The organism is Rhizobium sp. Root483D2, assembly GCF_001426685.1.
Lineage (GTDB): Bacteria > Pseudomonadota > Alphaproteobacteria > Rhizobiales > Rhizobiaceae > Pararhizobium > Pararhizobium qamdonense.
In genome coordinates, this window is sequence record NZ_LMFB01000044.1 from 99,129 (window position 1) to 122,693 (window position 23,565).

General features: G+C 60.9%; 27 protein-coding genes. 13 read left to right on the forward strand and 14 right to left on the reverse strand.

All coding sequences use genetic code 11. From position 1 onward, the window contains the following. Positions 1 to 258: 258 nt before the first annotated feature. Together ASD32_RS27605 and ASD32_RS27610 are read right to left on the reverse strand one after the other, a co-directional pair. Complete coding sequence (locus ASD32_RS27605; protein WP_060641234.1) at positions 259 to 1,818, reverse strand: phospholipase D family protein; 1,560 nt, start codon at positions 1,816 to 1,818, stop codon at positions 259 to 261. Positions 1,819 to 1,836: 18 nt separating this feature from the next. Beyond that, positions 1,837 to 2,685: an endonuclease/exonuclease/phosphatase family protein gene (locus ASD32_RS27610; protein ID WP_060641235.1), complete on the reverse strand. Its 849-nt coding sequence runs from the start codon at positions 2,683 to 2,685 to the stop codon at positions 1,837 to 1,839. A 216-nt stretch (positions 2,686 to 2,901) separates the two neighbouring features. On the opposite strand from ASD32_RS27610, the gene ASD32_RS27615 reads away from it, so the two are divergent. Next, positions 2,902 to 4,149 carry a cytochrome P450 gene (locus tag ASD32_RS27615; protein ID WP_060641236.1) on the forward strand — a complete coding sequence of 416 codons (1,248 nt, stop codon included), beginning with the start codon at positions 2,902 to 2,904 and terminating at the stop codon, positions 4,147 to 4,149. Between the two features lie 39 nt (positions 4,150 to 4,188). Here the strand turns inward: ASD32_RS27615 and ASD32_RS27620 are convergent, their stop codons facing one another. The 4 genes from ASD32_RS27620 to ASD32_RS27635 all read right to left on the reverse strand — a co-directional run bounded on the left by ASD32_RS27620 (position 4,189) and on the right by ASD32_RS27635 (position 7,355). Beyond that, positions 4,189 to 5,034 carry an oxidoreductase gene (locus ASD32_RS27620; protein ID WP_060641237.1) on the reverse strand — a complete coding sequence of 282 codons (846 nt, stop codon included), beginning with the start codon at positions 5,032 to 5,034 and terminating at the stop codon, positions 4,189 to 4,191. Between the two features lie 84 nt (positions 5,035 to 5,118). Beyond that, on the reverse strand, positions 5,119 to 5,463 hold the full coding sequence (locus ASD32_RS27625) for a cupin domain-containing protein (RefSeq protein WP_060641238.1): 345 nt from the start codon (positions 5,461 to 5,463) through the stop codon (positions 5,119 to 5,121). 51 nt (positions 5,464 to 5,514) lie between these two features. Continuing rightward, on the reverse strand, positions 5,515 to 6,795 hold the full coding sequence (locus tag ASD32_RS27630) for an O-acetylhomoserine aminocarboxypropyltransferase (RefSeq protein WP_060641239.1): 1,281 nt from the start codon (positions 6,793 to 6,795) through the stop codon (positions 5,515 to 5,517). Positions 6,796 to 6,926: 131 nt separating this feature from the next. Continuing rightward, on the reverse strand, positions 6,927 to 7,355 hold the full coding sequence (locus ASD32_RS27635) for a CoA-binding protein (RefSeq protein ID WP_060641240.1): 429 nt from the start codon (positions 7,353 to 7,355) through the stop codon (positions 6,927 to 6,929). Between the two features lie 249 nt (positions 7,356 to 7,604). On the opposite strand from ASD32_RS27635, the gene ASD32_RS27640 reads away from it, so the two are divergent. After that, positions 7,605 to 8,441 carry an EamA family transporter gene (locus ASD32_RS27640; RefSeq protein ID WP_060641241.1) on the forward strand — a complete coding sequence of 279 codons (837 nt, stop codon included), beginning with the start codon at positions 7,605 to 7,607 and terminating at the stop codon, positions 8,439 to 8,441. Positions 8,442 to 8,460: 19 nt separating this feature from the next. Here ASD32_RS27640 and ASD32_RS27645 read toward each other — a convergent pair whose 3' ends face one another. Genes ASD32_RS27645 through ASD32_RS27650 form a run of 4 tightly spaced genes read right to left on the reverse strand, consistent with a single transcriptional unit; the run spans position 8,461 to position 9,911 of the window. Beyond that, positions 8,461 to 8,748: a HigA family addiction module antitoxin gene (locus tag ASD32_RS27645; protein ID WP_060641242.1), complete on the reverse strand. Its 288-nt coding sequence runs from the start codon at positions 8,746 to 8,748 to the stop codon at positions 8,461 to 8,463. Between the two features lie 11 nt (positions 8,749 to 8,759). Then, positions 8,760 to 8,882 (reverse strand): type II toxin-antitoxin system RelE/ParE family toxin, encoded by a 123-nt coding sequence (locus ASD32_RS30905; RefSeq protein WP_348270755.1) that lies wholly within the window; start codon positions 8,880 to 8,882, stop codon positions 8,760 to 8,762. Positions 8,883 to 8,893: 11 nt separating this feature from the next. Continuing rightward, positions 8,894 to 9,037, reverse strand: coding sequence for a hypothetical protein (locus tag ASD32_RS30910; protein ID WP_156383403.1), 144 nt, complete (start codon positions 9,035 to 9,037; stop codon positions 8,894 to 8,896). A gap of 52 nt (positions 9,038 to 9,089) precedes the next feature. Then, entirely contained in the window at positions 9,090 to 9,911 is an 822-nt protein-coding gene (locus ASD32_RS27650; protein ID WP_060641243.1) for an enoyl-CoA hydratase, read from the reverse strand. A 156-nt stretch (positions 9,912 to 10,067) separates the two neighbouring features. Here ASD32_RS27650 and ASD32_RS27655 point away from each other — a divergent pair, with 156 nt between their 5' ends. From ASD32_RS27655 to rpsI, 3 genes are all read left to right on the forward strand, one after another. After that, a complete protein-coding gene (locus ASD32_RS27655; protein ID WP_060641244.1) occupies positions 10,068 to 10,499 on the forward strand; it encodes a PaaI family thioesterase in 432 nt (143 codons plus the stop codon). Positions 10,500 to 10,725: 226 nt separating this feature from the next. Continuing rightward, positions 10,726 to 11,190, forward strand: a complete 465-nt coding sequence (rplM, locus tag ASD32_RS27660) for a 50S ribosomal protein L13 (protein WP_060641245.1) — start codon at positions 10,726 to 10,728, stop codon at positions 11,188 to 11,190. Between the two features lie 2 nt (positions 11,191 to 11,192). Beyond that, a complete protein-coding gene (gene rpsI, locus ASD32_RS27665; RefSeq protein WP_060641246.1) occupies positions 11,193 to 11,666 on the forward strand; it encodes a 30S ribosomal protein S9 in 474 nt (157 codons plus the stop codon). Positions 11,667 to 11,744: 78 nt separating this feature from the next. Here the strand turns inward: rpsI and ASD32_RS27670 are convergent, their stop codons facing one another. Then, on the reverse strand, positions 11,745 to 12,206 hold the full coding sequence (locus ASD32_RS27670) for an Lrp/AsnC family transcriptional regulator (protein ID WP_060641247.1): 462 nt from the start codon (positions 12,204 to 12,206) through the stop codon (positions 11,745 to 11,747). A 122-nt stretch (positions 12,207 to 12,328) separates the two neighbouring features. Between ASD32_RS27670 and ASD32_RS27675 the strand changes: the two genes are divergently transcribed. From ASD32_RS27675 to ASD32_RS27690, 4 genes are all read left to right on the forward strand, one after another. Further along, entirely contained in the window at positions 12,329 to 13,120 is a 792-nt protein-coding gene (locus ASD32_RS27675) for a phenylalanine 4-monooxygenase (protein WP_060641248.1), read from the forward strand. 91 nt (positions 13,121 to 13,211) lie between these two features. After that, complete coding sequence (gene speB / locus ASD32_RS27680; protein ID WP_060641249.1) at positions 13,212 to 14,168, forward strand: agmatinase; 957 nt, start codon at positions 13,212 to 13,214, stop codon at positions 14,166 to 14,168. A gap of 93 nt (positions 14,169 to 14,261) precedes the next feature. Next, the gene (gene argC, locus ASD32_RS27685) at positions 14,262 to 15,194 is read left to right on the forward strand and encodes an N-acetyl-gamma-glutamyl-phosphate reductase (protein WP_060641250.1); all 933 of its coding nucleotides are present in this window, start codon (positions 14,262 to 14,264) and stop codon (positions 15,192 to 15,194) included. Between the two features lie 73 nt (positions 15,195 to 15,267). Beyond that, positions 15,268 to 16,059 (forward strand): sulfite exporter TauE/SafE family protein, encoded by a 792-nt coding sequence (locus ASD32_RS27690; RefSeq protein WP_060641251.1) that lies wholly within the window; start codon positions 15,268 to 15,270, stop codon positions 16,057 to 16,059. On the opposite strand, the gene ASD32_RS27695 is transcribed toward ASD32_RS27690, so the two are convergent. Then, a complete protein-coding gene (locus ASD32_RS27695; protein WP_060641433.1) occupies positions 16,060 to 17,163 on the reverse strand; it encodes a COX15/CtaA family protein in 1,104 nt (367 codons plus the stop codon). It lies immediately after the preceding gene. Positions 17,164 to 17,339: 176 nt separating this feature from the next. Between ASD32_RS27695 and ASD32_RS27700 the strand changes: the two genes are divergently transcribed. Further along, positions 17,340 to 17,552 carry a DUF2842 domain-containing protein gene (locus ASD32_RS27700; RefSeq protein ID WP_060641252.1) on the forward strand — a complete coding sequence of 71 codons (213 nt, stop codon included), beginning with the start codon at positions 17,340 to 17,342 and terminating at the stop codon, positions 17,550 to 17,552. 34 nt (positions 17,553 to 17,586) lie between these two features. Then, entirely contained in the window at positions 17,587 to 18,330 is a 744-nt protein-coding gene (locus tag ASD32_RS27705) for a metallophosphoesterase family protein (RefSeq protein ID WP_060641253.1), read from the forward strand. A gap of 1 nt (position 18,331) precedes the next feature. Here the strand turns inward: ASD32_RS27705 and ASD32_RS27710 are convergent, their stop codons facing one another. Continuing rightward, positions 18,332 to 18,982 carry a CatB-related O-acetyltransferase gene (locus ASD32_RS27710; RefSeq protein ID WP_060641254.1) on the reverse strand — a complete coding sequence of 217 codons (651 nt, stop codon included), beginning with the start codon at positions 18,980 to 18,982 and terminating at the stop codon, positions 18,332 to 18,334. Positions 18,983 to 19,309: 327 nt separating this feature from the next. Between ASD32_RS27710 and ASD32_RS27715 the strand changes: the two genes are divergently transcribed. Then, complete coding sequence (locus ASD32_RS27715) at positions 19,310 to 20,578, forward strand: GNAT family N-acetyltransferase (protein ID WP_060641255.1); 1,269 nt, start codon at positions 19,310 to 19,312, stop codon at positions 20,576 to 20,578. A 13-nt stretch (positions 20,579 to 20,591) separates the two neighbouring features. Here the strand turns inward: ASD32_RS27715 and ASD32_RS27720 are convergent, their stop codons facing one another. Then, on the reverse strand, positions 20,592 to 22,781 hold the full coding sequence (locus ASD32_RS27720; protein WP_060641256.1) for an exopolysaccharide transport family protein: 2,190 nt from the start codon (positions 22,779 to 22,781) through the stop codon (positions 20,592 to 20,594). Between the two features lie 222 nt (positions 22,782 to 23,003). Between ASD32_RS27720 and ASD32_RS27725 the strand changes: the two genes are divergently transcribed. Next, the gene (locus tag ASD32_RS27725) at positions 23,004 to 23,564 is read left to right on the forward strand and encodes a polysaccharide biosynthesis/export family protein (protein WP_244490297.1); all 561 of its coding nucleotides are present in this window, start codon (positions 23,004 to 23,006) and stop codon (positions 23,562 to 23,564) included. The last annotated feature ends 1 nt before the right edge of the window (position 23,565 follow it).

Below are 23,565 nucleotides of genomic sequence, written 5' to 3' on the forward strand. Positions count from 1 at the left end.
CTATCTGGCGCGCAAACCCTTTCGCGCACCGGGAATCATCGGGAATATCTCTTGTCCATACATAGAGTGTCCAAGTACCCCACTTCAAGTCGCGAAGTCTTCATAACGTTAATACACGTTTTGAACCGCAACCTTGCCACGTCAAGCGCCCACCCTACCCTTTAGCGGCTGCGAATGAGCGGGATAGGGGCAATCGGGGATTTATGCTGTTCCACACAGGCTTTGGCGCATTCTGAGTGAAAAATCGGTAAATGCGGATCACAGTTGCGATTCGATCGGCAGGACGCCGATGACACCGGCAATCAGGCGGCGCCAGAAGCCGGCTTCCGGCTCGCGGCGAAGCACGCGCGCCTCGTCGCCCTGCCGATCATGCCAGCGCAGCCGCCCGCCGTCGAGCGACAGGCGGAAGCTGTTGTCCGGGCTGGTTTCCGCATCGAAGATCGCCTCCACCTCCCGCACCAGAGCAGGGTGCGTAAAGAGCACACCCATTTCCGTATTCAGCGATGCCGAGCGCGGATCGAAATTCATCGAGCCGACAAAACCGGTTTTTCCATCGACCGTGAAGGCCTTGGTGTGAAGGCTTGCACCGCGCGAGCCGAACAGCGACATCCGCTGCGGATCGCCCGGTTCATGCGTCGCTTTCAGCTCGAACAGCACCGCCCCGCCCCTCAGCAATGCCTTGCGGTAATTGGCATAGGCGCCGTGAACCGCAGCGACGTCGGTGGCGGCGAGCGAATTGGTCAAAACCTCGACCTTGACATGCCGCTCGACCAGCCGCGTGATCTCGGCAATGCCCTGCGCGCCGGGAATGAAATAGGGGGAAATTACCCGCACGCCATGCTGCGCGGAGGTCAGCGCCGGCATCAGTTCGCGCATGACCCAGTTGTTGCGCTTCTGCAGAAACGCTTTTTCGGGCGGATCAGACACCAGCATGGCAGCGCTCGTCCAATGCAGGACCGCGCCATCCGGCAAAAGGGCGCCGTCAGGTATCGCCTTTCCGGCATGGGCCAGATAATGCCGCCCACCCGGCGTTTGAGCGATTTTCTCCAGCTTCGTCCGGAACGCCGGCAGATAATGGGCGCGCGGCGTGCGCAACGACCCGATCGGCACCACGACGGAACTGTTCCAGTAGCGGTCAAAGACCGTTGCGGCCTCGTCGGCGACCGGCCCCAGCATCCAGACATCGAGATCGCGGAAATTCGACAGCTCATCGGCATCGAAATAGGCGTCGCCGATATTGCGCCCGCCGGCGATCACGACCCGGCCATCGGCGATCCACTGCTTGTTGTGCATGCGCCGCGTCGCCCGGAAAGGCCGCATCATCATTTCCAGCCCGCGCTTCAAGCGGTCGGTGCGCGCCCGGCTCGGATTGAACAGCCGTACCTCGATATTGGCATGGCCATCCAGCGACAGGCACATGCGGTCGTGCAGCCCGGCATTGATATCATCCAGCAGCAGCCGCACCTTGACGCCGCGATCAGCAGCGGCCAGCACCTCGCGGATCAGCATCCGCCCGGTCAGATCGTTCTTCCAGTAATAATATTGCAGATCAAGGCTGCGCCCTGCCCTGCGCGCCGATATCGCCCGCAGCGCAAAAGCAGCCATATTGTCGGAGACCAGCGAAATGCCGTTGAGGCCCGGGTTTTCGCCGAGAAACGGTTGTGCCAGCCGGTCCAGCTCCGTCTCCCCGTCCTGCGGCTGCAAGGCTGCCGATGCCGGCCCCTGCAAGCGGCGCCCGAAACGGCCATAGGCATAGACGGCAACCAGCGCCAGAAGAGCGAACACGGAAACAGACAGGGCGACGATATGGGCACGCATGCTAGGACGGCCTGTTGGTCATGGTTGTGCGGCGGAGACCGCTTGCGCCGGCTTTGCCTCGCCCAGCGCGGCCTTCAGATCGATATAGGCCTTGATCGGCAGATGATCGGAGGCAACGCGCGACAGCGGCGTGTTGTGGACCTCGACGGCTGTGACCAGATTATGCGGGCTTCCCATCACCCGGTCGAGGGCCAAAAGCGGAAAGCGCGAGGGAAAACTCGGCACGGCGGTGGCGGCGTGATCAAAGACCGGGCTCAGCGAACTCAGCGCCGAGCGGCGGCCCATCCGCCACTCGTTGAGATCGCCAATCAACAGCGTCGGCCGCTCTTCCGCCTCGCTGATAGCGGCGATGATCGCCGCCGCCTGGCGGGCGCGGGAATGCCGGAGCAGGCCGAAATGCGCGGCAATGATCCGGAGCGGCCCGGCCTTCAAGTCGAGATCAACGACCAGCGCGCCGCGCGGCTCGACACCCGGCAGCTTCAGCTGATGGACCTTGGCGACGGCACCTTCGCGCAACAGCAGCACATTGCCGTGCCAGCCATGGCCCTTGGCGGAAAAGGCTGCGATCGGCACCGCGATCAGGTGACAGTCACGGTGAAGCCGCTCAAGATCGAGCAGGCCCGCACGCTCGCCAAACCGCTGGTCGGCCTCCTGCAGCGCGATGATATCGGCGCCAATTTCACTGATCACGTCGGTGATGCGGCCGGGGTCGAAACGATTGTCGGTACCGACGCATTTGTGGATATTGTAGGAGGCAATGACGGTGTCGCCACGGTCGCCTGCCGGATCCCTGCCCGCCAGGGATACGCGTTTTCCGCGGATGGCGGCCAGAATGCCCGCTGACAGGCTGGTATGCGACGAAGCCATAGTCTCTCTCTGGTCGTTGCCGTTCACCAACCAAGACATAGACATGTCGCACCGCAAGGCAAGACGGCATCCGCCAGATCGGCGCATTTCACGGGATGAGATGCGATTTTGCGGGTGGGGAAATCTTGTAGCGGCATGACAATCTGCTTGTCGGGTTCGCAGCACTGGCCATAAATCACAAGCGCCAGACGCCGTTTCATCCAGTGAGAATGCACAATGCCGATAGCTTCAGCCATTACCATCCAGCCGGACACGCGAACCGCCCGTATCGACGTGCGCGATCCGGCTTTCTACACGAACCCGCTTTCCGCCTACGCCGACCTGCATGCCCAATGTCCGTCCTTCTTCTGGGAAGAGCAACAGCAATGGTATTTTGCGGGCTACGACCAGGTGAACAGCCTGTTGCGCGACCGGCGTTTCGGCCGGCAGATCCTGCATGTGGCAACCCGCGAGGAGCTGGGCCTGCCCGAGCCCAAGCCGCATCTTGCGGATTTCGACCGTCTGGAGGCCCATTCGCTGCTGGAGCTTGAACCACCCGCCCATACGCGGCTGCGCACGCTGGTCAACCGCGCCTTTGTTTCGCGCCAGATCGAGCAGCTGAAGCCGGATATTGCAGCCCTTTCCCATTCCCTTATCGACGGTTTCGAGCAGGACGGGCATGTGGAGCTGTTGAAAGCTTACGCCGAGATCGTTCCGGTGACCGTGATCGCCCGGATGCTCGGCGTGCCCACAGACATGGCGCCCAAATTGCTCGACTGGTCGCACCGCATGGTGAAAATGTATGTGTTCAATCCGTCGCTGGAGACCGAACAGGATGCAAACCGGGCGTCGGCCGAGTTTGCCGAATACTTAAAGGGGATTATCGGCTGGAAGCGGCAAAATCCGGCCGACGATCTCCTGACCCATATGATCACCACGGAGAAAGACGGCGAGCGGCTGTCCGACGACGAGCTGATATCCACGGCGGTGCTTCTCTTGAACGCCGGACATGAGGCCACCGTGCATCAGCTGGGCAATGCCGTGCACACCCTGCTGGAAACCGGCACATCGCCAAAGGACGTGTTCTCCAGCGATACCACCACCGAACGGACCATCGAGGAGACGATGCGCTATGCCGCGCCGCTGCATATCTTCCAGCGCTATGTCCTGTCCGACATCGAGCTCGAAGACGGCATCACCTTGAAGAAGGGCGACAAGATCGGCCTGTTGCTCGGAGCTGCCAATGTCGATCCGAAGAAATTCTCCGATCCCCTCACCTTCCGTCCCGGCCGCAACGAGGGCGCGCACGTGTCATTCGGTGCCGGGCTTCATTTCTGCATAGGCGCGCCCTTGGCACGGCTGGAACTGAAACTGTCGCTGCCGATCCTGTTCGAACGGCTGCCTAACCTACGGCTTGCGGCCGAACCGCATGTCAAGGACAGCTATCATTTCCACGGGTTGGAGCGGCTTGAGCTTGAATGGTGAAGGGGCGGCGCAGCATACAAGCTGCGCCGAGCCTTTTCATCACTCCGGAAAATCCGCTGCTTCTGTAACGTCGGCCCAGGCCTCGAAATCGCGGCGCAACGTCTCGATCTTGCCGCGCCCGCCAGCCAGAGCCGCCTTGCCCAGGAGCAGACGCAGCGGTGGTTTTTCGGCTTCGACGGCCTTGATGATCGCCTTGACGGCCCGCTCCGGATCGCCCGGCTGCTTGCCGTTGCGTTCGCGGATGCCTGCGGCATTCTTGCCGGCCGTGCCGCTGTAGTCGTTGATCGTCTGCGGCGCTTCATTGGCCGAGCGTCCGGCCCAATCGGTTCTAAAACCGCTCGGCTCCACCAAAAGGACCTTGATGCCGAGCGGCGCTGTCTCAAGCGACAGAGCCTCGGACAGGCCTTCGACGGCGAATTTGGTGGCGTTGTAGAAGCCGACGGCCGGGCCGCCGCGAATGCCGCCGATCGAGGATATGTTGACGACGGTGCCGGACCGCTGCTGGCGCATGGCAGGCAGAACCGCCCGCGTGACGGCGGCAAGACCCCAGACGTTGATTTCGAACATGCGGCGGACTTCGTCCAGCTCGCTTTCCTCGACCGAGCCGAAATAGCCGATACCGGCATTGTTGACGAGGACGTCGATGCGGCCGAAGCGGGCGAGTGCCGCCTGGACTGCGGCCTCGACCTCATCCGGCTTGGTGACATCGAGCTGCAAGGCCAGAGCCTTGTCCTCGTTGCCGGTAACAAGGTCTTCGACCTGCGCCGGATTGCGGGCGGTCACGACGGTCGGGTAACCGAGCGAGAGGGTCTGCTGTGCCAGTTGCCGGCCAAAACCGGTTGAGCAACCGGTGATGAACCAGACGGGTTTATCGGCGTGGGACATGAGATTTCTCCTGAAAAATATTCGACAATATTCGACAATATGAAGTGTGCAGTATTAGAGACGTCATCCACCCGGGCGGGAATACTAGACCCGGATGACATAATCCTTGCGAGTCGTTTCAATCACTTCCCAGGTTCCCTTGAAGCCAGGTCTGAGGATCATGCTGTCGCCGGCCTTCAGGTGCGTTTCGGCACCGCCGTCTTCCGTCACGATCGAGATGCCGGACAGGATGTGGAAATATTCCCATTCGTCATAGACGATACGCCACTTGCCCGGCGTTGCCTCCCAGATGCCGGCATAGATGCCGCCGTCAGTTTCCTCGAAATTCCAGGTGCGGAATTGCGGCGTGCCGGAAATCAAGCGGTCAGGCGCCGGCGCGCCCGCCTCGGGCTCAAGCGATGCAGGATCGAAAATCAGCGCGTGGGTCATGGATGCTCCGCATGAACAAGATGGCCGGCGAACCGGCCATCTTTGAAGGGATCAGGCTTTCGCCAGCGACTGTTCGAGATCGGCGATGATATCAGCGACATCCTCGATCCCGACCGACAGGCGCACGACTTCCGGGCCAGCGCCGGCCGCCGTCTGTTGTTCCGGCGTCAACTGCCGGTGCGTGGTCGAAGCCGGGTGGATCACCAGCGAGCGTGTGTCACCGATATTGGCGAGATGCGAGACCATTTCCAGGCCCTCGACAAAGCGCTTTCCGGCCTCGTATCCGTCTTTCAGGCCGAAGGTGAACACGGCGCCGGCACCGCGCTTGGAATATTTCTGCTGCAGTCCGTGATTGGCGTCACTTTCAAGACCGGCATATTTCACCCAGGCCACCTTGTCATGGCTGCTCAGCCATGTGGCAACTGCCAGCGCATTATCGCAATGGCGCTGCATTCTGAGCGGCAGCGTCTCGATGCCGGTCAGGAGCAGGAAGGCGTTGAACGGCGAAATGGCCGGGCCGAAATCGCGCAGGCCCAGAACCCGGCAGGCGATGGCGAAGGCGAAATTGCCGAAGGTCGCATGCAGCACCATGCCGGCATATTCCGGGCGCGGTTCCGACAGGATCGGATATTTTCCGGATTTCGACCAGTCGAACGTGCCGCCATCGACAATCACGCCGCCCATCGAATTGCCATGGCCGCCCATGAACTTGGTCAGCGAATGCACGATGATATCGGCACCGTGCTCGATCGGCTGGATCAGGTAGGGCGTTGCCATCGTGTTATCGACGATCAGCGGCAGGCCGTGCTTCTTGGCGACGGCGGAAATGGCGGCGATATCGACGAAAGTGCCGCCGGGATTGGCCAGGCTCTCGATGAAGATCGCCTTGGTGCGGTCGTCGATCTGGCTTTCGAACGAGGCGATATCGTTGGTATCCACCCAGCGCACCTGCCAGTCGAACGACTTGAAGGCATTGCCGAACTGGTTGACCGAGCCGCCATAGAGCTGGCGGGCTGCAAGGAAGTTGTCGCCGGGGCTCATGATCGCGTGGAAGACCAGAAGCTGCGCCGCATGGCCGGACGCGACAGCAAGCGCTGCCGTGCCGCCTTCAAGGGCCGCAACGCGCTCTTCGAGCACCGCCTGGGTCGGGTTCATGATTCGCGTGTAGATATTGCCGAAGGCCTGCAGGCCGAACAGCGAGGCGGCGTGGTCGGTATCGTTGAAAACGAAGCTGGTCGTCTGGTAGATCGGCGTTGCCCGCGCGCCCGTCGTCGGGTCCGGCGCCGCTCCGGCGTGGATCGCAAGCGTGTTGAAACCGGGTTTGTTGGTCATGGATGTGTCCTCCCTTGGTCAAGTTCGGCGCACTATTTCAGAGGCAGTACCGTGCGGTCAAAGACTGTTTTGCCTGATTTGCAGGCCGCGCGAGCAAGGAATTCCAAATCCTTGAGCCCACGGTTGCAAAATCAGCCGACCAGCCGCGGATACTCGATCGCCGGGCAGCGGTCCATCACCACCTTGATGCCGTTTTCCTCAGCCTTTGCCGCAGCTTGGTCGTCGCGCACGGCCAGTTGCGTCCATATGAATTGGGGCCGGTCTTTCAAGGCGAGGATTTCATCGACCAGGGCCGGAAGCGCATCTGCGGCGCGGAACACATCGACCATATCGACCGGTTCGGGAATATCGGCAAGCGTGGCGTAAACCGTCTGGCCGTGGATTTCCTTGCCCGCCTGGCCCGGATTGACCGGGAAAACCGTGTAGCCCTTGCGCAGCAGGAACGCCATCACGCGGTAGCTCGGCCGCTCCGCATTGGGCGATGCGCCGACCAGGGCAATCGTTTTCGTCGCGCGCAAAATATCGGAGAGATAATAGTCGGGATAGACATCATGATTCATCGTTGAATTCCGGCCTCTATACTCTGTGTGCCGATACATGGGACGGCCTTTGGAGGTTTCAACCGATCACGTTCGCGCCTGCATGTAAATCAGCGGCTTATAAAATGGCTAGGATGTCACCAAATCTGGCCTTCATCCGGCCTTGCCGGAAAATCGGATTGCTTTTCGGCAATTGCCGCCGCAAAACTCGGACGCTGCGCCGTTTCCTCAGCCGATCCGCCGTCTTTCTCGCATTTCCAAAGGTTTCCCGTGCCTCTCGACGTCATCGCTCTCGTTCTGTTTGGAGCGCTCCTGCATGCGACCTGGAATGCACTGGTCAAGGCCGGATCGGAAAAGTCGCTCGATGCGGCGATGATTGCGCTGGGTGCCGCCGTCGTCGCCCTGCCCTTCCTCCCCTTCATGCCGCTGCCGCATCCGGATGCCTGGCCGTTCATTCTGGTTTCGGCGCTGTTCCAGTTCGCCTATTTCCAGCTTGTCGCCGCTGCCTACCGCGCCGGCGATATCGGCCTCGTCTATCCGCTGATGCGCGGCGTGGCACCGTTGCTGGTGGCGGCGACAAGTGGGGCGATCATCGGCGAAAACCTGTCGAGCGGCGCGATTGCCGGCGTCCTGACGATCTCGACCGGCGTGCTGACGCTCGCTTTCGAAGCGCGCAAGGGCGGCAAGCGCGCCATCCTTCTGGCGCTGGCCAATGCCGTGGTGATTGCCTGCTATACCTATGTCGACGGGATCGGTGCGCGGCTGGCGCTCAATCCCATCTCCTACACACTGTGGATGGCGCTCCTGCCGCCGGTGCTTCTGTTTGCATGGGCTTTTGCAAAACGCGGCTTTGCGCCGGTGCTTTTCCACGTACGCCATCAATGGTGGCGCGGGCTGATCGGCGGCGGCGGCTCGATCGGCGCCTATGGCCTGGCGCTGTGGGCCATGACAAAAGCGCCGGTGGCAACGGTGGCGGCGTTGCGCGAAACATCGATCCTGTTTGCCATCGTCATCTCGATCGTCTTCCTGAAGGAACGCGTCAGCATCTTCCGCATCGTTGCTGCCTGCCTCATTGCGCTGGGGGCGCTGATGCTGAAGCTGGCTTGAGCGATGATTGACGCCAAGTTCAGGCGGCCGATTTTGCAGGAAGAACTTCGGCCTTGATCCGATCCCCGTTTTGCCGCGACGCGACCGCGAGATCATACGTGGCCTGAAGTCCGAGCCAGAACTGAGGATCATTTCCAAAGAACTGACCGAGCCTCAAGGCGGTATCGGCGGAAATAGCCCGTTTTCCAGTCAGAATTTCGGAAATCCGTCCGGAGTTTATGCGCAACGCGAGGGCCAACGCGTTGCCTGTCATGCTGCGCGCATCCAATTCTTCTCTTAGCATCGCGCCTGGGTGAACCTCGAACATTCCAGTCTCCTTCAGTGGTAATCGACGATTTCCACGTCATAAGCGTGCCCATCTTCAAATCGGAAACACAGCCGCCAAGGCCCATTGATGGTCATGGCCCATTGGTTTTTTCGATCGCCCGACAACTTATGCAAGCCAACCGATTTCAGAGGAGCCAGATCATCAAGCGACCGGGCATTTGCAACATGACCAGCCGCATTTTTGCCTTGCCGGCATCCAAGCCTGAAAACTTTGATTTTCCGCTCTCGGTAAATTGCCGTGTCGCGCTATTGGCGATCGATTTGATCATCGGTCAAAGATACTACGCGTTACGATGCATGTCTATCGTGCAGCGCGCTGCGTTAATCCGGCTTCCACTCCGGCGTCCGCTTGCCGAGCACGGCGTCGATCCCCTCCTTCGCGTCAGACTTCAGCATATTCTCCACCATGACGCCTGTCGCAAAATCATAGGCCTCGGTGATGCTCATCTCGGCCTGCTGATAAAATGCCCGCTTGCCGATCCTCAGCGCTTGCGGCGATTTCGAGGCGATGACGGCGGCGTATTTGTTGACCACCTGCTGCAGATACTGTTTCGGCACGATGCGGTTGACGAGGCCAAAATCCTTGGCGGTCGAGGCGTCGATGGTTTCGCCGGTCAACAGCATTTCCATGGCCTGCTTGGGATGGGCGGCACGGGATACCGCAACCATTGGCGTCGAGCAGAACAGGCCGATATTGACGCCGGGCGTGCAGAAGGTCGAACTGTCGGTGCAGATTGCCAGATCGCAGCTTGCGACCAGCTGGCAGCCGGCCGCCGTTGCCAGGCCGTCGATCTCGGCGATGACCGGCTGCGGCAACCGGTTGATTTTCAGCATGAGATCAGCGCAGAGCCGCAGCGATTTTTCGAAGAAGGCCCTACCTTGGTCCTCATCCGCGCGATGCACCGTCAACTCTTTCAGGTCATGACCGGCACTAAACAGCGAGCCGGAAGCGGCCAGGATCACAACACGGATGTCTTCGGATGGGGCAACCGCATCCAGCTCCGCAATCAGCGCTTCAAGCAATGCGATGGACAGGACGTTGGCCGGAGGATTGTTGAGCGTCAGCCGCAGGACATTGCCGGAGATCTCGCTGAGCACCGGGCCTCTGGGTTCTTCCTTGTGCAAGGGAACGATATCCGCCATCTCTCTTTTCCTTCGTCTCAACTGTCGTCACGGCTTGTCCGGATCACCGCTTGGTACGCTGCCGCAGACGCCGTTTCAAGCGGCCGATAGGACTTTCGTCCGGCTTGCTGCCATGACCGGAGGACCGCTAAAAGGACTCTATATTGGGAGTGAACCATGCCTCTGGAGCCGATCCTTACCGTCGCCGATCTCAATCGCTTCCTCGAAACGGATTTTTCCGAAGTTCATACCGATGGCAAGATCTTCGAGGTGATCGCAACGGGTCCGGGCTCGGCTACGATGCGGCTCGATCCACAAGAGAAGCACCTGCGCCCCGGCGGCACCGTTTCAGGGCCAACATTGTTCGCGCTCGCTGACGTGACCGCCTATATCACGCTGCTTGCCCATATTGGCCCGGTGGCTCTCGCCGTCACCACCAATCTCAACATCAACTTTCTCAGGAAACCCGAGCTTGGGCCACTGAAATGCATCTGCCGCATCCTGAAGCTCGGCAAGCGGCTCGCGGTGCTGGACGCCGCGATTTCGGAGCTTGATGGCGATGACATGGTCGCCCATGCCACGGCAACCTATTCGATTCCGCCGAAGTAATTTGTGGTATTAAAATACCACATTATTAAGCCTTTGTTTTTACGAGGTAATTTTTCAAGGCGGTCAGACCGGCAATCTTGACCGCATTTCATCCTTTGCGTATAAGCCGCACCAGATCGCGGTCCCTTGGGGCCGCTTTCATTTTTGGCCGGCTTCACGCTTGCCAATTCAAGCAACAAGAAACGCCCGGCGGCAACGCATCGGGTTCAAACGAAAGAGTTTCAACATGTCAACCTTCGTTCAGAAGCCTGCAGAGGTGGAGAAGAAGTGGATCCTCATCGACGCCGAAGGCCTCGTTGTTGGTCGCGTCGCTTCCATCATCGCCAACATCCTGCGCGGCAAGAATAAAGTCACCTACACGCCCCACGTTGACGATGGTGACAATGTCATCGTGATCAACGCTGAGAAGGCTGTCCTGACCGGCAAGAAGTACACCGACAAGAAGTACTACTGGCACACCGGTTATCCGGGCGGCATCAAGGAGCGCACCGCGCGCCAGATCATCGAAGGCCGCTTTCCGGAGCGCGTTCTCGAGAAGGCTGTCGAGCGCATGGTTCCGCGTGGCCCGCTTGGCCGTCGCCAGATGAAGAACCTGCGCGTATACGCAGGCACAAACCATCCGCATGAAGCACAGCAGCCGGTGACGCTCGACGTTGCAGCGCTGAACAGCAAGAACACAAGGAGCGCCTAATCGTGGCTGATCTCTCTTCTCTGAAAGACCTCGGCACGGCGACTGAAGCAACCGCTTCGGCTCCGGTTCATGTCCGCAAGGTCGACGCCCAGGGCCGCTCCTACGCGACCGGCAAGCGCAAGAACGCCGTTGCCCGCGTCTGGGTCAAGCCGGGCTCCGGCAAGATCACCGTCAACGGCAAGGAATTTGCGGCTTATTTCGCACGTCCGGTTCTGCAGATGATCCTGCGCCAGCCGATCTTCGCTGCTGCCCGTGACGGCCAGTTCGATATCGATGCAACGGTTGCAGGCGGCGGTCTTTCCGGCCAGGCCGGTGCCGTTCGTCACGGCATTTCGAAGGCTCTCACCTATTTCGAACCGGGCCTGCGCACGGTTCTGAAAAAGGGTGGCTTCCTGACCCGCGATAGCCGCGTCGTCGAGCGTAAGAAGTACGGCAAGGCCAAGGCCCGCCGTTCGTTCCAGTTCTCGAAGCGTTAATCGTTTCGAAAATTTCGATTTGGAGAAGGCGGGCTTTGTCCCGCCTTTTTCTTTGCCGCCGCTTCAAGGCGGCCTGCGCTACAAGGGCAACTCAGTTGAAAACTTCAGCTCCCGCAGCACGAAGCTCGACACGACCGTGCGCACATGCGGGTTGCGCATCAGATGGCGCGTCATGAAAGCCTCGTAGCTTTCCACATCGCTCGCCCGGATTTTCAGCATATAGTCGAAGGCGCCTGATAGCGCATAACACTCCATGATCTCCGGCCGCTCCGAGACAACGGCGGCAAACGAGGCCACCGCCTCCTCGTGGTGATCCTCCAGCGTCACATGCGCGATAACGCAGAGTTTCAGATCGAGCTTTCCGGGATCGAGCAGCGTCACGCGCTTGCGGATAACGCCGTCGGCTTCCAGTTCCTGAACCTTGCGCCATGCCGAACTCTGCGACATGCCGGCCTTTTCGGCCAGTTCCGCCAGCGACAGGCTGCCATCGGCCTGGACGAGCTGCAAAAGCTTGCGATGGAAGCTCCCAGATTCTTTCATGATTGTATCAATCCCCGAAAAATCCTGCCGTGATTATGGCGTTATCGCGTTCGAAAGAAAGAAAAATCCGTCGTTTCTGAAGCATAATTGCGAGGAGTTACGCATCTGGGAGGATCGGCGCGATGACCAAGGAAAGCAGCTATACCGCCAAACTGCCAGGCCCCGGTGGGGTCTATCCCTATACGGCCGAGGAAGACGCCATCTGGGGCGAACTCTATGACCGGCAGATGGCGCTGCTCGCCAACATGGCTTGCCGGGACTATCTCGATGGAGTGAAGATGCTCGGACTGCGGCCGGACAGGGTGCCGCAGCTTGGCGATGTCGATCGCCGCCTTAAGGAGACGACCGGTTTCGGCGTCGAAGGCGTGCCCGCTCTCATTCCTCCCTCGCGCTTTTACGAATTGCTGTCGCAGGGCAAGTTTCCGCTGGCCACTTTCCTGCGCCGCCGCGAGCATATCGACTATATTGAGGAACCGGATCTGTTTCACGAGGTCTTCGGCCATTGCCCGCTGCTCACCAACCAGAGCTATGCCAATTTCGTGCGCCATTTCGGCGAAGCGGCCGTCCGTCTTGGCAAAGGCTATTCCTGGCACCTGTTCCGCATCTTCTGGTTCACCGTCGAATTCGGCCTGATCAACACGCCGCAGGGTCGCCGCTGTTTTGGTGCGGGCATCGTCTCGTCGCCAAGCGAAGCGAAAGCTGCAATGGACGGCACCGCTTGCGAATTCCGGCCGTTCGACCTGATGAGTGTTCTCAGAACCCCCTACCGCATCGATATCGTGCAGCCGATCTATTATGTCATCGACAGCTTTGCCGATCTCGAAACGATCGTCGGGCAGGATATTGGCGGCATGATCGACAAGGCCAAATCGCTGGGCGACTTTGCCCCGGCCTTCGAAGCCAAAGCCTCATGACGGCAAGATTATCCGGTTGCAGTCCTCTGCAGGGTCTTGCCTTCCAGCCGCCGATTGTTCAACGTCTGACACTCAACAGACGGAACCGATCATGGCCAACAAGACGATAGACCACGCCATCACCGCCACATCGCTGAAAAGTGCGGCCACCGACCCGACCCATGCCGGCATCCTGTCGTTCATGCGGCGCCGGTACACCAAGAGCTTGAAGGGCGTCGATGCCGTCGTCTGGGGCATCCCGTTTGATGCCGCGACCTCAAACCGCCCCGGCGCCCGTTTCGGGCCCCAGGCGATCCGCCGCGCCTCGGCGATTTTCGACAATGATCCGCAATATCCGTTCGACCGCGATCTCTTTGCCGACATGGCGACGATCGATTACGGCGACTGCCTGCTCGACTATGGCAATCACAGCCGCACCCCGGCGACCATCGAGCGCGAGGCGGCAAAGATCCTGAAGGCTGGTGCCTTCCTGTTGACGCTGGGTGGGGATCATTTCGTCACCTTGCCGCTGTTGCGCGCCCATGCCGCAGTTCATGGCCCGCTTGCCCTTGTGCAATTCGATGCGCATCAGGATACCTGGGCCGACGAGAAAGGCCGCATCGACCACGGCTCCTTCGTGGGCCGCGCCGCACGCGAAGGCCTGATCGACACTGCAAGCTCGATCCAGCTTGGCATCCGCACGCATGCACCTGACGATTGCGGCATCCGCATCCTCTATGGCTACGATCTCGAGGACATGAGCGCCGGCGAGATTGCCGATGTCATTCTGCATCATGTCGGCGACCGCCCGGCCTATCTCACCTTCGATATCGATTGCCTGGACCCGGCCTACGCACCGGGGACCGGAACGCCGGTCGCAGGGGGCCCATCCTCGGCAAAGATCCTGTCGGTCATCCGCAAGCTTGGTGCGCTGGTCATCAAGGGCGCCGATGTGGTCGAGGTGGCGCCCGCCTATGACCACGCCGATATCACCGCCATTGCGGGCTCAACCATCGCGATGTATATGCTCGGCCTTCATGCCGAACAGCTGGCGGAGCGGCGCGGATAAAGGCCTGCCCCGCTGTGTTGTCAAACTGATTCAATTGCATGCCAAAGTGATTCCGGACACTCCGATAATTCCTTGGCAGGACAGGATAAAACCATGAAACCGAAGATCTTCATCGATGGCGAACACGGCACAACGGGCCTGCAGATCCGCACCCGCATGGCGGGCCGTTCCGATGTGGAGCTGCTGTCCATTCCGGAAGCAGAACGCCGCAATGCCGCCATTCGCGAAGATCTTTTGAACAGCGCCGATATCGCCATCCTCTGCCTGCCGGACGACGCCTCCAAGCAGGCGGTCTCGATGCTCGAAGGCAACAACAAGGTGCGCATCATCGACACCTCGACGGCCTATCGCGTCGCGCCGGACTGGGCCTATGGCTTTGCCGAAATGGATGCGGCGCAAGCGGCGAAAATCCGCGAGGCCCGCCTCGTCGCCAATCCAGGCTGCTATCCGACAGGCGCCATCGGCCTCATCCGTCCGCTGCGCCAGGCCGGTATCCTGCCGCAGGGCTATCCGATCACGGTCAACGCGGTCTCCGGCTATACCGGCGGCGGCAAGCAGATGATTGCGCAGATGGAAGACCCGGCCAATCCGGACCCCATCGATTCGCCCAATTTCCTCTACAGCCTGACGCTCAAGCACAAGCATGTGCCGGAAATGCAGACCCACGGCATGCTGGATCGCGCGCCGATCTTCTCGCCTTCGGTCGGCCGCTTCCCGCAGGGGATGATCGTCCAGGTGCCACTGTTCCTCGATCAGCTGGAAGATGGCGCAACGCTTGAGACCATCCATGCGGCGCTATCTGCCCATTATCTCGGACAGTCGATCGTCGAGGTCGTGCCGCTCGATGTCAGCGCCAAACTGTCGCGCGTCGATGCCGTCGAACTAGCCGGCAAGGACACGATGAAGCTCTACGTGTTCGGATCAAGCGGCGGCGAACAGGTCAATCTCGTCGCCCTGCTCGACAATCTCGGCAAGGGCGCATCGGGCGCTGCGGTACAGAACATGGATCTCATGCTGTCGGCGTGATGAAATCTCCGGCTGGGACGGTCCATCCCCGCCCGGCCGTACGGCCGCAATCGTTCAAAGACAGGGACCTGACATGGGCGACACGGGTTTCTTCGCGGCCCTTCTGGCAAGGGTCGCGGCCGCGTTGCCGGAGCATGGCCTCCATGCGCTGCTGGCCTGCAGCTTCATCGCCGGTATGGCGCGCGGGTTTTCCGGCTTTGGCGCTGCCCTCATTCTCATTCCCATCGGCGGATCGATCGTCGGCCCGAAGATCATTTCGCCGGTGCTTCTGCTGATCGACACGATCGCTGCCGCCGGCATGCTGCCTGCCGCATGGCGGTCCGCCAACCGGCGCGAAGTCTTCACCATGGCCTCCGGCGCCCTGATCGGCGTGCCGCTCGGCACCACGGCTCTTGCCCTGGCTGATCCCTTGTATCTGCGCTGGGCGATCACTGTTCTTGGGGCGCTGATGCTGATCCTGCTCGTTTCGGGCTGGCGCTATCAGGGACAGCCGCGCGCCGCGCTGACGGCCGGTGTCGGCGGCATCGCCGGCGTTTTCAGCGGCGCGGCTCAGTTGGGCGGCCCGCCGGTGGTTGCCTACTGGCTGAGCGGCGCGACCGACGTGCTGGTGATCCGTTCCAATCTGATGCTCTATTTCGTTGTTTCCTCGGCGCTGACGGCAGTTACCTATGTGATTGGCGGGCTGTTCGTCGAACAGGTCTTTGCGCTGACATTGGTCATCGTGCCGCTCTATGCCAGCGGCCTCTACGCCGGTTCGCGCCTCTTTGGACTGGCAAGACCATCGACGTTCCGGACCATCTGCTATGTGCTGATCGGTGCCTCCGCCGTTCTCGGCATGCCCGCCCTCGATGGGCTGATGCGCTGATCAGTTCCGGACCGCGATTTCCAGCGGACGCGGATATTCGCCCGAAAAAGCCCGCCAATGCGCGACGGCAAAGCCGAGCACGACGAGCGCGCCGCCCTGATGGGCGACACCCCAGCCGACCGGAACCTGCAGGATCAGCGTCGCAATCCCGATCAGCGCCTGGATCGTTACCAGCATGAACAAAAGAATGGAGCGCCGCGCATGCGTCGTTTCCGGCGCGTTGCGCAGCGAGGCGATCATGTGCATCGCCACGAAGGCAAACAGCACATAGGCGCCGATCCGGTGGACGAACTGCACAGTTTTTGGATTTTCGAACAGGTTGATCCAGAACGGTTTTTGGATGAACAGGTCGGCGGGGACCCATGCGCCATCCATCAAGGGCCAGGTGTTGTAGGAAAAGCCCGCATCGAGACCGGCGACCAGCGCACCGAGATAGATCTGAAACAGCGCCATGCAGGCGATGATCGCAGCCATTTTCTTCGAGCTTTTCGTCGGCGCCGGATCATTCGCATGTGGCGCCAGTCCCCTGCCGATCCAGATACAGGAGACGAAGATCAGACAGGCGATGATAAGATGGGTGGCCAGCCGGTACTGGCTGACCTCGGTGCGATCGGCAAGGCCGGAGGAGACCATCCACCAGCCGATGAAACCCTGAAAACCGCCGAGCGCCAGAATGCCGAGCAGCGGCAGCTTCAACCGGGGCTCGATCTGGCCGCGAATCCAGAAGAAGGCCAGCGGCAGGGCAAAGATCAGGCCGATCGAGCGGGCCAAAAGCCGGTGTGCCCATTCCCACCAGAAGATGGTCTTGAATCCTTCCACCGTCATGTCGCTGTTCAGCTGCTCATATTGCGGGATCTGCTTGTAGAGCTCGAATTCCTCCTGCCACTCGGCAGCATTGAGCGGCGGGATCACGCCGTGGATCGGTTTCCACTGGGTAATTGACAGGCCGGATTCCGTCAGACGCGTCGCGCCGCCGACCAGCACCAGCCCGAACAGAACCAGCACCACGATGCCCAGCCAGATCCTGATCTGGGTCCGGTTGCGGCTGACCGTATCGATCTCGCGCATGAGACGCTGCTGCGTCGCCAAATCCGTGCTTGCCATCGTGGCCTCCATCATCGAAACGCAAGGCCCCGTGCCTTCTTAAGGCGAATTGTCCGGGGGCGCATGCATCAAAGCCGTTGATTTGCACCAGAGCAGCATGCAAAACAAGGCTTACCCCTTTGCGGCATGCCGTCGCGGCAATTTGTCCGGCGAAAACGCCAACCGGAAAGACATCAATGCCCGTACGCCTGAGAAAACTGATCGGCACCGTCCTGATCATCATCCTCGTCATCGTCTATGCGCTGGCGGCTACCACCTTTGCCTCGCTTCTGCTTGGCACCTCGCCGTGGTGGGTGCATCTGGCCTATTTCTTCTTCACCGGCCTGTTGTGGATCCTGCCCGCCATGCTGATCATTAAGTGGATGGAAAAACCCGCAAAGCCGCGTTGAGCCGAAAAGCAGGGTTAAGCCTAAGGACAGGTATATGAAAATTGCAGTGATCGCCGATATCCACGGCAACGACCTGGCCCTTGAAGCCGTGCTTGCCGATATTGCGGCGCACGGAATCGACGACGTCGTCAATCTGGGCGACCACCTCAGCGGCCCGCTCAACGCGGCGCGCACCGCCGATATCCTGATAGTCCGCAATTTCCCATCGATCCGGGGCAATCACGACCGCTGGCTGGTTACCAAGGAACCGGCCGCAATGGGCCAGTGGGACCGCGCCGCGCATGACGAATTGCAGCCGCAGCATCTCGACTGGCTGCGGACCCTGCCGCCGACGCTCGTTCACCGCGAAGAGCTGTTTCTCTGCCACGGCACGCCGCAGGACGATCTCACCTATTGGCTGGAAGACCTGACGGCTGACGGCGTCGTCCACATGTCGGCCCGCCAGCGGATCGAGCGTTTCGCCGAAGGTATCGACTATCCCGTCATCCTGTGCGGCCACACCCATATTCCCCGCGCGGTCCGCCTTTCTGACGGGCGGATTGTCGTCAATCCCGGCAGCGTCGGCTGCCCTGGCTATGACGATGACGAACCGGTGTTCCACAAGGTGGAAACCGGCTCGCCGGATGCCGCCTACGCCATCCTTGAAAATGCAGACGGCCGCTGGGACGTGACCTTCCGGCGCGTCGCCTACGACCACATGGCGATGTCGCGGCTGGCGCAGGAGCGCGGAAATAAGGAATGGGCGAGCGCGCTCGCCACCGGCTGGATCGGCGCCTAGATCACTCCGCCCCTTCGAGCGCCTCGATATCGGCGCCGGTGATCGCGGCGATATGGCGGGTGACCTTGTCCACCGGCCAGTTCCACCAGGCGATGGCCAAGAGGCGCTTGACGACATCATCGCTGAAACGCTGCTTCACCACGCTGCCCGGGTTTCCCGCCACAACGCTATAGGGCGGCACATCGCTCGCCACGACGGCATGGGCGCCGATGATCGCGCCGTCGCCGATCGTCACGCCCGGCAGGATCGTCGCCTTGGTGCCGATCCAGACGTCGTTGCCCACCGTCGTGTCGCCCCGGTAGCCGCTGGCATAGGCAGCGGGGTCGAACCCGTCGCGCCATGCGCCGGGAAAGATGCCGAACGGATAGGTCGAAAATCCCTGCATGGCATGATTGGCGCCGTTCATGATGAAGGCAACGCCCTGCGCCAGCGCGCAGTAGCGGCCGATCTGCAACCGGTCGCCGATGAAATCAAAATGATAAAGGACGCATTTCTTCTCGAAATGCTCAGGGCCATCAGGATCGTCGTAATAGCTGAAATCACCGGCCGTGATTAGCGGCGAGCGCACGATATTCTTGAGAAAGCCGATCTGCGGAAAGGCTGCGACAGGGGTGACGGCACCGGCATCCGGCGCGATTTTAGAAACAGGCATGGGAAGACTCCACCTTTATGTCCAAGGGTCTTGGTGACATAGAGCGGCCTGGAAACGCGCGGGACTTGCCGCGAATTGTCCGGACCTCGTTCAGTGGCGCATCGGTCTCTCCCTAAAAACAGATGCCCGGCATAGCAAGAACTGCGTCCGGAATCCACCTCGCCTCCCGCCCCCCTCTTCTTGCAAAGCCGGATGGTCTTATCCATTCGGTAACCGCATTTGATGAAATCGGCGTCCCGCCGGGCGGCGCCGGTGCCATTTAAATGAAAATAAGGGCATGCTCGGCTTAGATGAGACGTCATCCCGTTCCCGGAACCGCCAGCGATCATGACCGACGTGGACTTCAATATCATGCCCGTTCGCAAGGCCCGCCGCCATGTCTGGCAGGGCCAGCGCGATCAGGTACGCGATATCGCGCGTGCGGAAGGGCTGACGCTGAGCGTGCATGTCAACATGCAGGCGCTGGAAGCGGATTGGCGCGCGCTGGAAGCCTTGCCTGCGACCTCGCTGCATCAGGGCTTCGACTGGTGCTCGGCCTGGGCGCAGACCCATGCCAATCAGTTGCTTCTGGTGCGCGGCCGGATCGGCGAGAAGACGGTCTTCATCCTGCCGCTGGAACTCGTTCGCGGCCGCCTCTTCCGCACGGCCCGGTTCATCGGCTCACCGCACAGCAATCTCAACACCGGGCTGTTCGCGGATGATTTCGATCCGGTCACCTGCTCGAAGCTCGCCGAAGAGCTGATTGCCGAACTCTCGGCCAAGCTCTCGCGCGTCGCCGATATCGTAACGCTGGAAAAAATGCCGTTCGACTGGCATGGGACGCGCCATGCGCTTTCCTCATTTGCGGCCGTGCGCAACCAGAACGCATCCTATCAGCTGCCGCTTCTGGAGACGTTCGAAGCGACGCTCGCCCAGCTCAACGCCAAGCGGCGGCGCAAGAAGTTCCGCATTTCGGAAAAACGGCTGGAAGCGCTGGGTGGTTACGACCATGTGATTGCCACCGCATGCGATGAACGCCGGCAGATTCTTGCGCGGTTCTTCGAGCAGAAGGCTACACGCTTCAAGGCGCTCGGCCTGCCCAACGTCTTTCAGGACGAGGAAACGCAAGCGTTCTTCCACGCTCTATCAGTCGTGGAACCGGCCCGTGAAGGCCAGCCGCTCGAACTCAATGCGATCCGTCTGCGCGGCGATCAGAACGGCCGCATCGTTGCCATTGCCGGTCTGTCGCGCAAGGGCGATCACGTCATCTGCCAGTTCGGATCGATCGACGACGATATTGCGGCGGATGCCAGCCCCGGCGAGCTTTTGTTTTACCTGATCATCCGCAAATGCAACGCTGAAGGCGTGAAGCTGTTCGATTTCGGCATCGGCGATCAGGGCTACAAGCGCTCCTGGTGCACGGTGGAGACGGTCCAGCGGGATATCGTCCTTCCCTTGACGCTACGCGGACGCCTGGCGGCATCGGTGCATCGGGCCGCCGTCCGGCTGAAATCCGGCATCAAGAAGAACAAGAAAGCCTATGCCTTTGTCCAGCGGCTGCGCCAGCGCCGGCAGGCGCCCGGTGCGGTGGCCGCTGCGGAAACGGACGGCGACTGAAACGCCGGCGGTATCAAGCTGCCCTTCGGCCCGAATTGCCCGGCTGCGGATAGCCTGTTCCCGTCATCAGCACGATCTCGCCAAAGCCCGCTTCGCCAAAACCGGTGATAAGTTCGATGATTTCCTCGTTGGCGACGGATGGTGCCGAGATGATGATCTTGGTATCGCGCGCACGCGTCACCCGGCTGATGGCACCGGCATCGGCAGGGCCGCATTCGATGAGAACCGTATCATAAGCATTCGCCAAAGCATCGATGATCATTTGCAGCCGCTCGATGCCGCGCATGGCCAGCACCGGATCGGCATCGCCCTGCGGAATGATATGCGCGTCCGACAGCCGGTCGGCATGGATCGTTTCCGTGAAGGGAACTTCGCCAGCCAGAAGATTGGTAATCCCGGCGAGATCGGCCGTCTCGGTCATCAGCCGTGTCGGACATGCCGAACCGGTGAGGTCGATCAGGACGATCTTGCGTCCCTCTTCAGCGACCAGCCGCGCCAGTGCCACCGCATTGACCGAGCCCTCGTCGCCCGCCGGCGACACGGAGATGGCGACGCGCACATCGTCGGCGCTGAGGTGATCGGCAACCGAAGCAATCGAAAAATCGTCCTCTTCCGGCGCGTCAAATTCAGGCTCTGCCGGTTCCGGTTTCGATTCGACCGGAGCGGCCATGACGGGTTCGCGGGCAACGGCAGGCGCCGCTTCCACGGGGACCGGACGGATCACGGGTTCCGCGACCGGCTGAACCGGCTGGAATTCCACGGGCTCTTCGTCGAAAACCTCGTCCTCCCGGCGGCCAACGGGGCGCAGGGCCCGGCCGCTGAAGAGCTCGGAAAGCATAATGATCACGCAGCTGACGAGAAAGGCTGCAAAGGCGGCGACAATGGTGATCGGCAGGACCTTGGGGAAGCTGACTTCCGTCGGCTCGACCGCCTGCGATATGACGCGCGCATCGGCCGGCGCTGCATTCTCCCCGCTGCGCGATGTCGCCTCGCGGTAGCGTGCCAGATAGGTTTCGAGCAGTTGGCGCTGCGCGGTTGCTTCCCGCTCCAGCGCCCGCAGGCCGACTTCATCCTCGCCGGCCTTGGCCGAATTCGCCTTCAACGTATTCAGCTGCGCCATCAATTGGCGCTCGCGCAACTGCGAGACACTCGCCTCGTTTTCCAGGCTGCCGAGGATTTTCCGGGTTTCGCTGATGATCTGCGTCCGGATGCCCTGAAGCTGGGATTTCAGTCCCTTCAGGCGCGGATGGCCGTCGAGAAGCGTGGTCGAGAGATCGGCAATCTGGCCCTGGATGTTGGATTCGGTTTCCTTCAGCCGCTGGATCATCGGCGAGGCAACGACATCGTTCAGCGTATCGACGGCCCGGCCACTGGCGAGCGCGGTGCGCACGTTTTCCGCCCGCGCCTCCGCATTGGCCCGCTCGCCGCGCACACGGGCAAGCTCGGTCGAGATATCGTTCAGCTGCTTGGTCGCAAATGTGCCGCCGGTTTCGCCTGTCAGCAGCAGATCGGATGACGAGCGGTAGTCGGCAACCTTGGCCTCGGCGTCGCGAACCTTTTCGCGCAGATTGGCGATTTCCGGCTCCAGCCAGCGGCTGGCCTCGGAGTTGGAATCGAGCTTGGCGCCGCTTTGCAGCGACAGGAAGACCTTCGCCATGGCATTGGGGATCGCGGCGGCCAGTTTCGGATCTTCCGAGGTGAACTGCATCGCGATCACCCGCGATTTTTCCACCTGATAGACCTGCAGCTTCTTCTGGAATTCCTTCAGGACGCGCTCTTCGGGAGGAAGGTCGAGCGGGTTCTTCTTGATGCCGAGCATGACAAGCACGTCGGAGATCGCCGACGGGTTGGTGGTCGGATCGAATTCCGGCAATTCGTACAGCTTCATGTCGCGGGCGACCTGCTTGATCAGGTCGGCCGAGCGCAATACCTGCACCTGGCTGGAAATACCGGATTCGTCGAATTGGCTGTCGCCGGTCTGCGGCGGCGCCTGGTTGGCGCCGCTGAATTCGGCCTGGCGCGATTCGATCAAAAGCCGCGCCTCGCCCTGATATTCCGGGCTCATCAGACTGGCGCCGATAAAGGCCAGGCCGCCAAACGCAACAGTCGCCAACAGCACCCTGCCCCGCCGGCGCCAGATGGCGCGGAAAAGCCCGCCGAGATCGATATCTACATCCTGATGACCGTCGTTGACGCCCGGCATGCGCTTTACCTCGAACCTTCACAACTTCGCGCCACCGTAAACAAACATGGTAACGCAACCGTTAATGCCCCTGCGACGGTGCACTTCATTTGACGCCCTATCGACTTGCAGCCCTACCGCGAAATTCTTCGCGGCCTTTACCGGCTATTAACCTTAATGGATCGATAACATCAGGCCATGAACTGGTTTCTGGAACGCGAGAGCCCGATGACATCCGCACGCATGAAAACAGGCCCTGTGTTGGCCGCACTCTCGTTGTGCCTTGCAATTTCAGGGTGCAGCAGCTACCAGCCGGCGCCCAAGGCTTTCCATGAGGCCACCATCCAGCCCTATCGCGTCGATAGCGGCGACAGGCTGCGCATCAGCGTCTTCGAACAGGCGGGGCTCACCGGCAGCTACACCGTCGATCAGGCCGGCTATGTCGCCTTCCCGCTGATCGGTGCCGTACCGTCGCGCGGCCATACCCTGCCGGAAATGGAAAAGACCATCGCCAGCAAGCTGCGCGAAGGCTATCTGCGCGATCCGGACGTGACGATCGAGGTGGATCGCTACCGGTCCGTCTTCATCATGGGCGAAGTCGGCCAGGCCGGACAATATTCCTATGTGCCGGGTATGACGGTTCAAAACGCCATTGCTGTTGCCGGCGGTTATTCGCCACGCGCCAACCAGGCCAATGTGGATGTCACCCGCAAGATCAATGGCCGTATTCTGACCGGCCGCGTGTCGATCTCCGACCCGATCATGGCCGGCGACACGATCTATGTCCGTGAGCGGCTGTTCTGAC

What these genes read in the sequence shown, in the direction of transcription:
- ASD32_RS27605 (WP_060641234.1), bottom strand. Translation starts at nt 1,818, where the DNA reads ATGCGTGCCCATATCGTCGCCCTGTCTGTTTCCGTGTTCGCTCTTCTG.
- ASD32_RS27610 (WP_060641235.1), bottom strand. Translation starts at nt 2,685, where the DNA reads ATGGCTTCGTCGCATACCAGCCTGTCAGCGGGCATTCTGGCCGCCATC.
- ASD32_RS27615 (WP_060641236.1), top strand. Translation starts at nt 2,902, where the DNA reads ATGCCGATAGCTTCAGCCATTACCATCCAGCCGGACACGCGAACCGCC.
- ASD32_RS27620 (WP_060641237.1), bottom strand. Translation starts at nt 5,034, where the DNA reads ATGTCCCACGCCGATAAACCCGTCTGGTTCATCACCGGTTGCTCAACC.
- ASD32_RS27625 (WP_060641238.1), bottom strand. Translation starts at nt 5,463, where the DNA reads ATGACCCACGCGCTGATTTTCGATCCTGCATCGCTTGAGCCCGAGGCG.
- ASD32_RS27630 (WP_060641239.1), bottom strand. Translation starts at nt 6,795, where the DNA reads ATGACCAACAAACCCGGTTTCAACACGCTTGCGATCCACGCCGGAGCG.
- ASD32_RS27635 (WP_060641240.1), bottom strand. Translation starts at nt 7,355, where the DNA reads ATGAATCATGATGTCTATCCCGACTATTATCTCTCCGATATTTTGCGC.
- ASD32_RS27645 (WP_060641242.1), bottom strand. Translation starts at nt 8,748, where the DNA reads ATGTTCGAGGTTCACCCAGGCGCGATGCTAAGAGAAGAATTGGATGCG.
- ASD32_RS30910 (WP_156383403.1), bottom strand. Translation starts at nt 9,037, where the DNA reads ATGATCAAATCGATCGCCAATAGCGCGACACGGCAATTTACCGAGAGC.
- ASD32_RS27650 (WP_060641243.1), bottom strand. Translation starts at nt 9,911, where the DNA reads ATGGCGGATATCGTTCCCTTGCACAAGGAAGAACCCAGAGGCCCGGTG.
- ASD32_RS27655 (WP_060641244.1), top strand. Translation starts at nt 10,068, where the DNA reads ATGCCTCTGGAGCCGATCCTTACCGTCGCCGATCTCAATCGCTTCCTC.
- rplM (WP_060641245.1), top strand. Translation starts at nt 10,726, where the DNA reads ATGTCAACCTTCGTTCAGAAGCCTGCAGAGGTGGAGAAGAAGTGGATC.
- ASD32_RS27670 (WP_060641247.1), bottom strand. Translation starts at nt 12,206, where the DNA reads ATGAAAGAATCTGGGAGCTTCCATCGCAAGCTTTTGCAGCTCGTCCAG.
- ASD32_RS27675 (WP_060641248.1), top strand. Translation starts at nt 12,329, where the DNA reads ATGACCAAGGAAAGCAGCTATACCGCCAAACTGCCAGGCCCCGGTGGG.
- speB (WP_060641249.1), top strand. Translation starts at nt 13,212, where the DNA reads ATGGCCAACAAGACGATAGACCACGCCATCACCGCCACATCGCTGAAA.
- argC (WP_060641250.1), top strand. Translation starts at nt 14,262, where the DNA reads ATGAAACCGAAGATCTTCATCGATGGCGAACACGGCACAACGGGCCTG.
- ASD32_RS27690 (WP_060641251.1), top strand. Translation starts at nt 15,268, where the DNA reads ATGGGCGACACGGGTTTCTTCGCGGCCCTTCTGGCAAGGGTCGCGGCC.
- ASD32_RS27695 (WP_060641433.1), bottom strand. Translation starts at nt 17,163, where the DNA reads ATGGCAAGCACGGATTTGGCGACGCAGCAGCGTCTCATGCGCGAGATC.
- ASD32_RS27700 (WP_060641252.1), top strand. Translation starts at nt 17,340, where the DNA reads ATGCCCGTACGCCTGAGAAAACTGATCGGCACCGTCCTGATCATCATC.
- ASD32_RS27705 (WP_060641253.1), top strand. Translation starts at nt 17,587, where the DNA reads ATGAAAATTGCAGTGATCGCCGATATCCACGGCAACGACCTGGCCCTT.
- ASD32_RS27710 (WP_060641254.1), bottom strand. Translation starts at nt 18,982, where the DNA reads ATGCCTGTTTCTAAAATCGCGCCGGATGCCGGTGCCGTCACCCCTGTC.
- ASD32_RS27715 (WP_060641255.1), top strand. Translation starts at nt 19,310, where the DNA reads ATGACCGACGTGGACTTCAATATCATGCCCGTTCGCAAGGCCCGCCGC.
- ASD32_RS27720 (WP_060641256.1), bottom strand. Translation starts at nt 22,781, where the DNA reads ATGCCGGGCGTCAACGACGGTCATCAGGATGTAGATATCGATCTCGGC.
- ASD32_RS27725 (WP_244490297.1), top strand. Translation starts at nt 23,004, where the DNA reads ATGAAAACAGGCCCTGTGTTGGCCGCACTCTCGTTGTGCCTTGCAATT.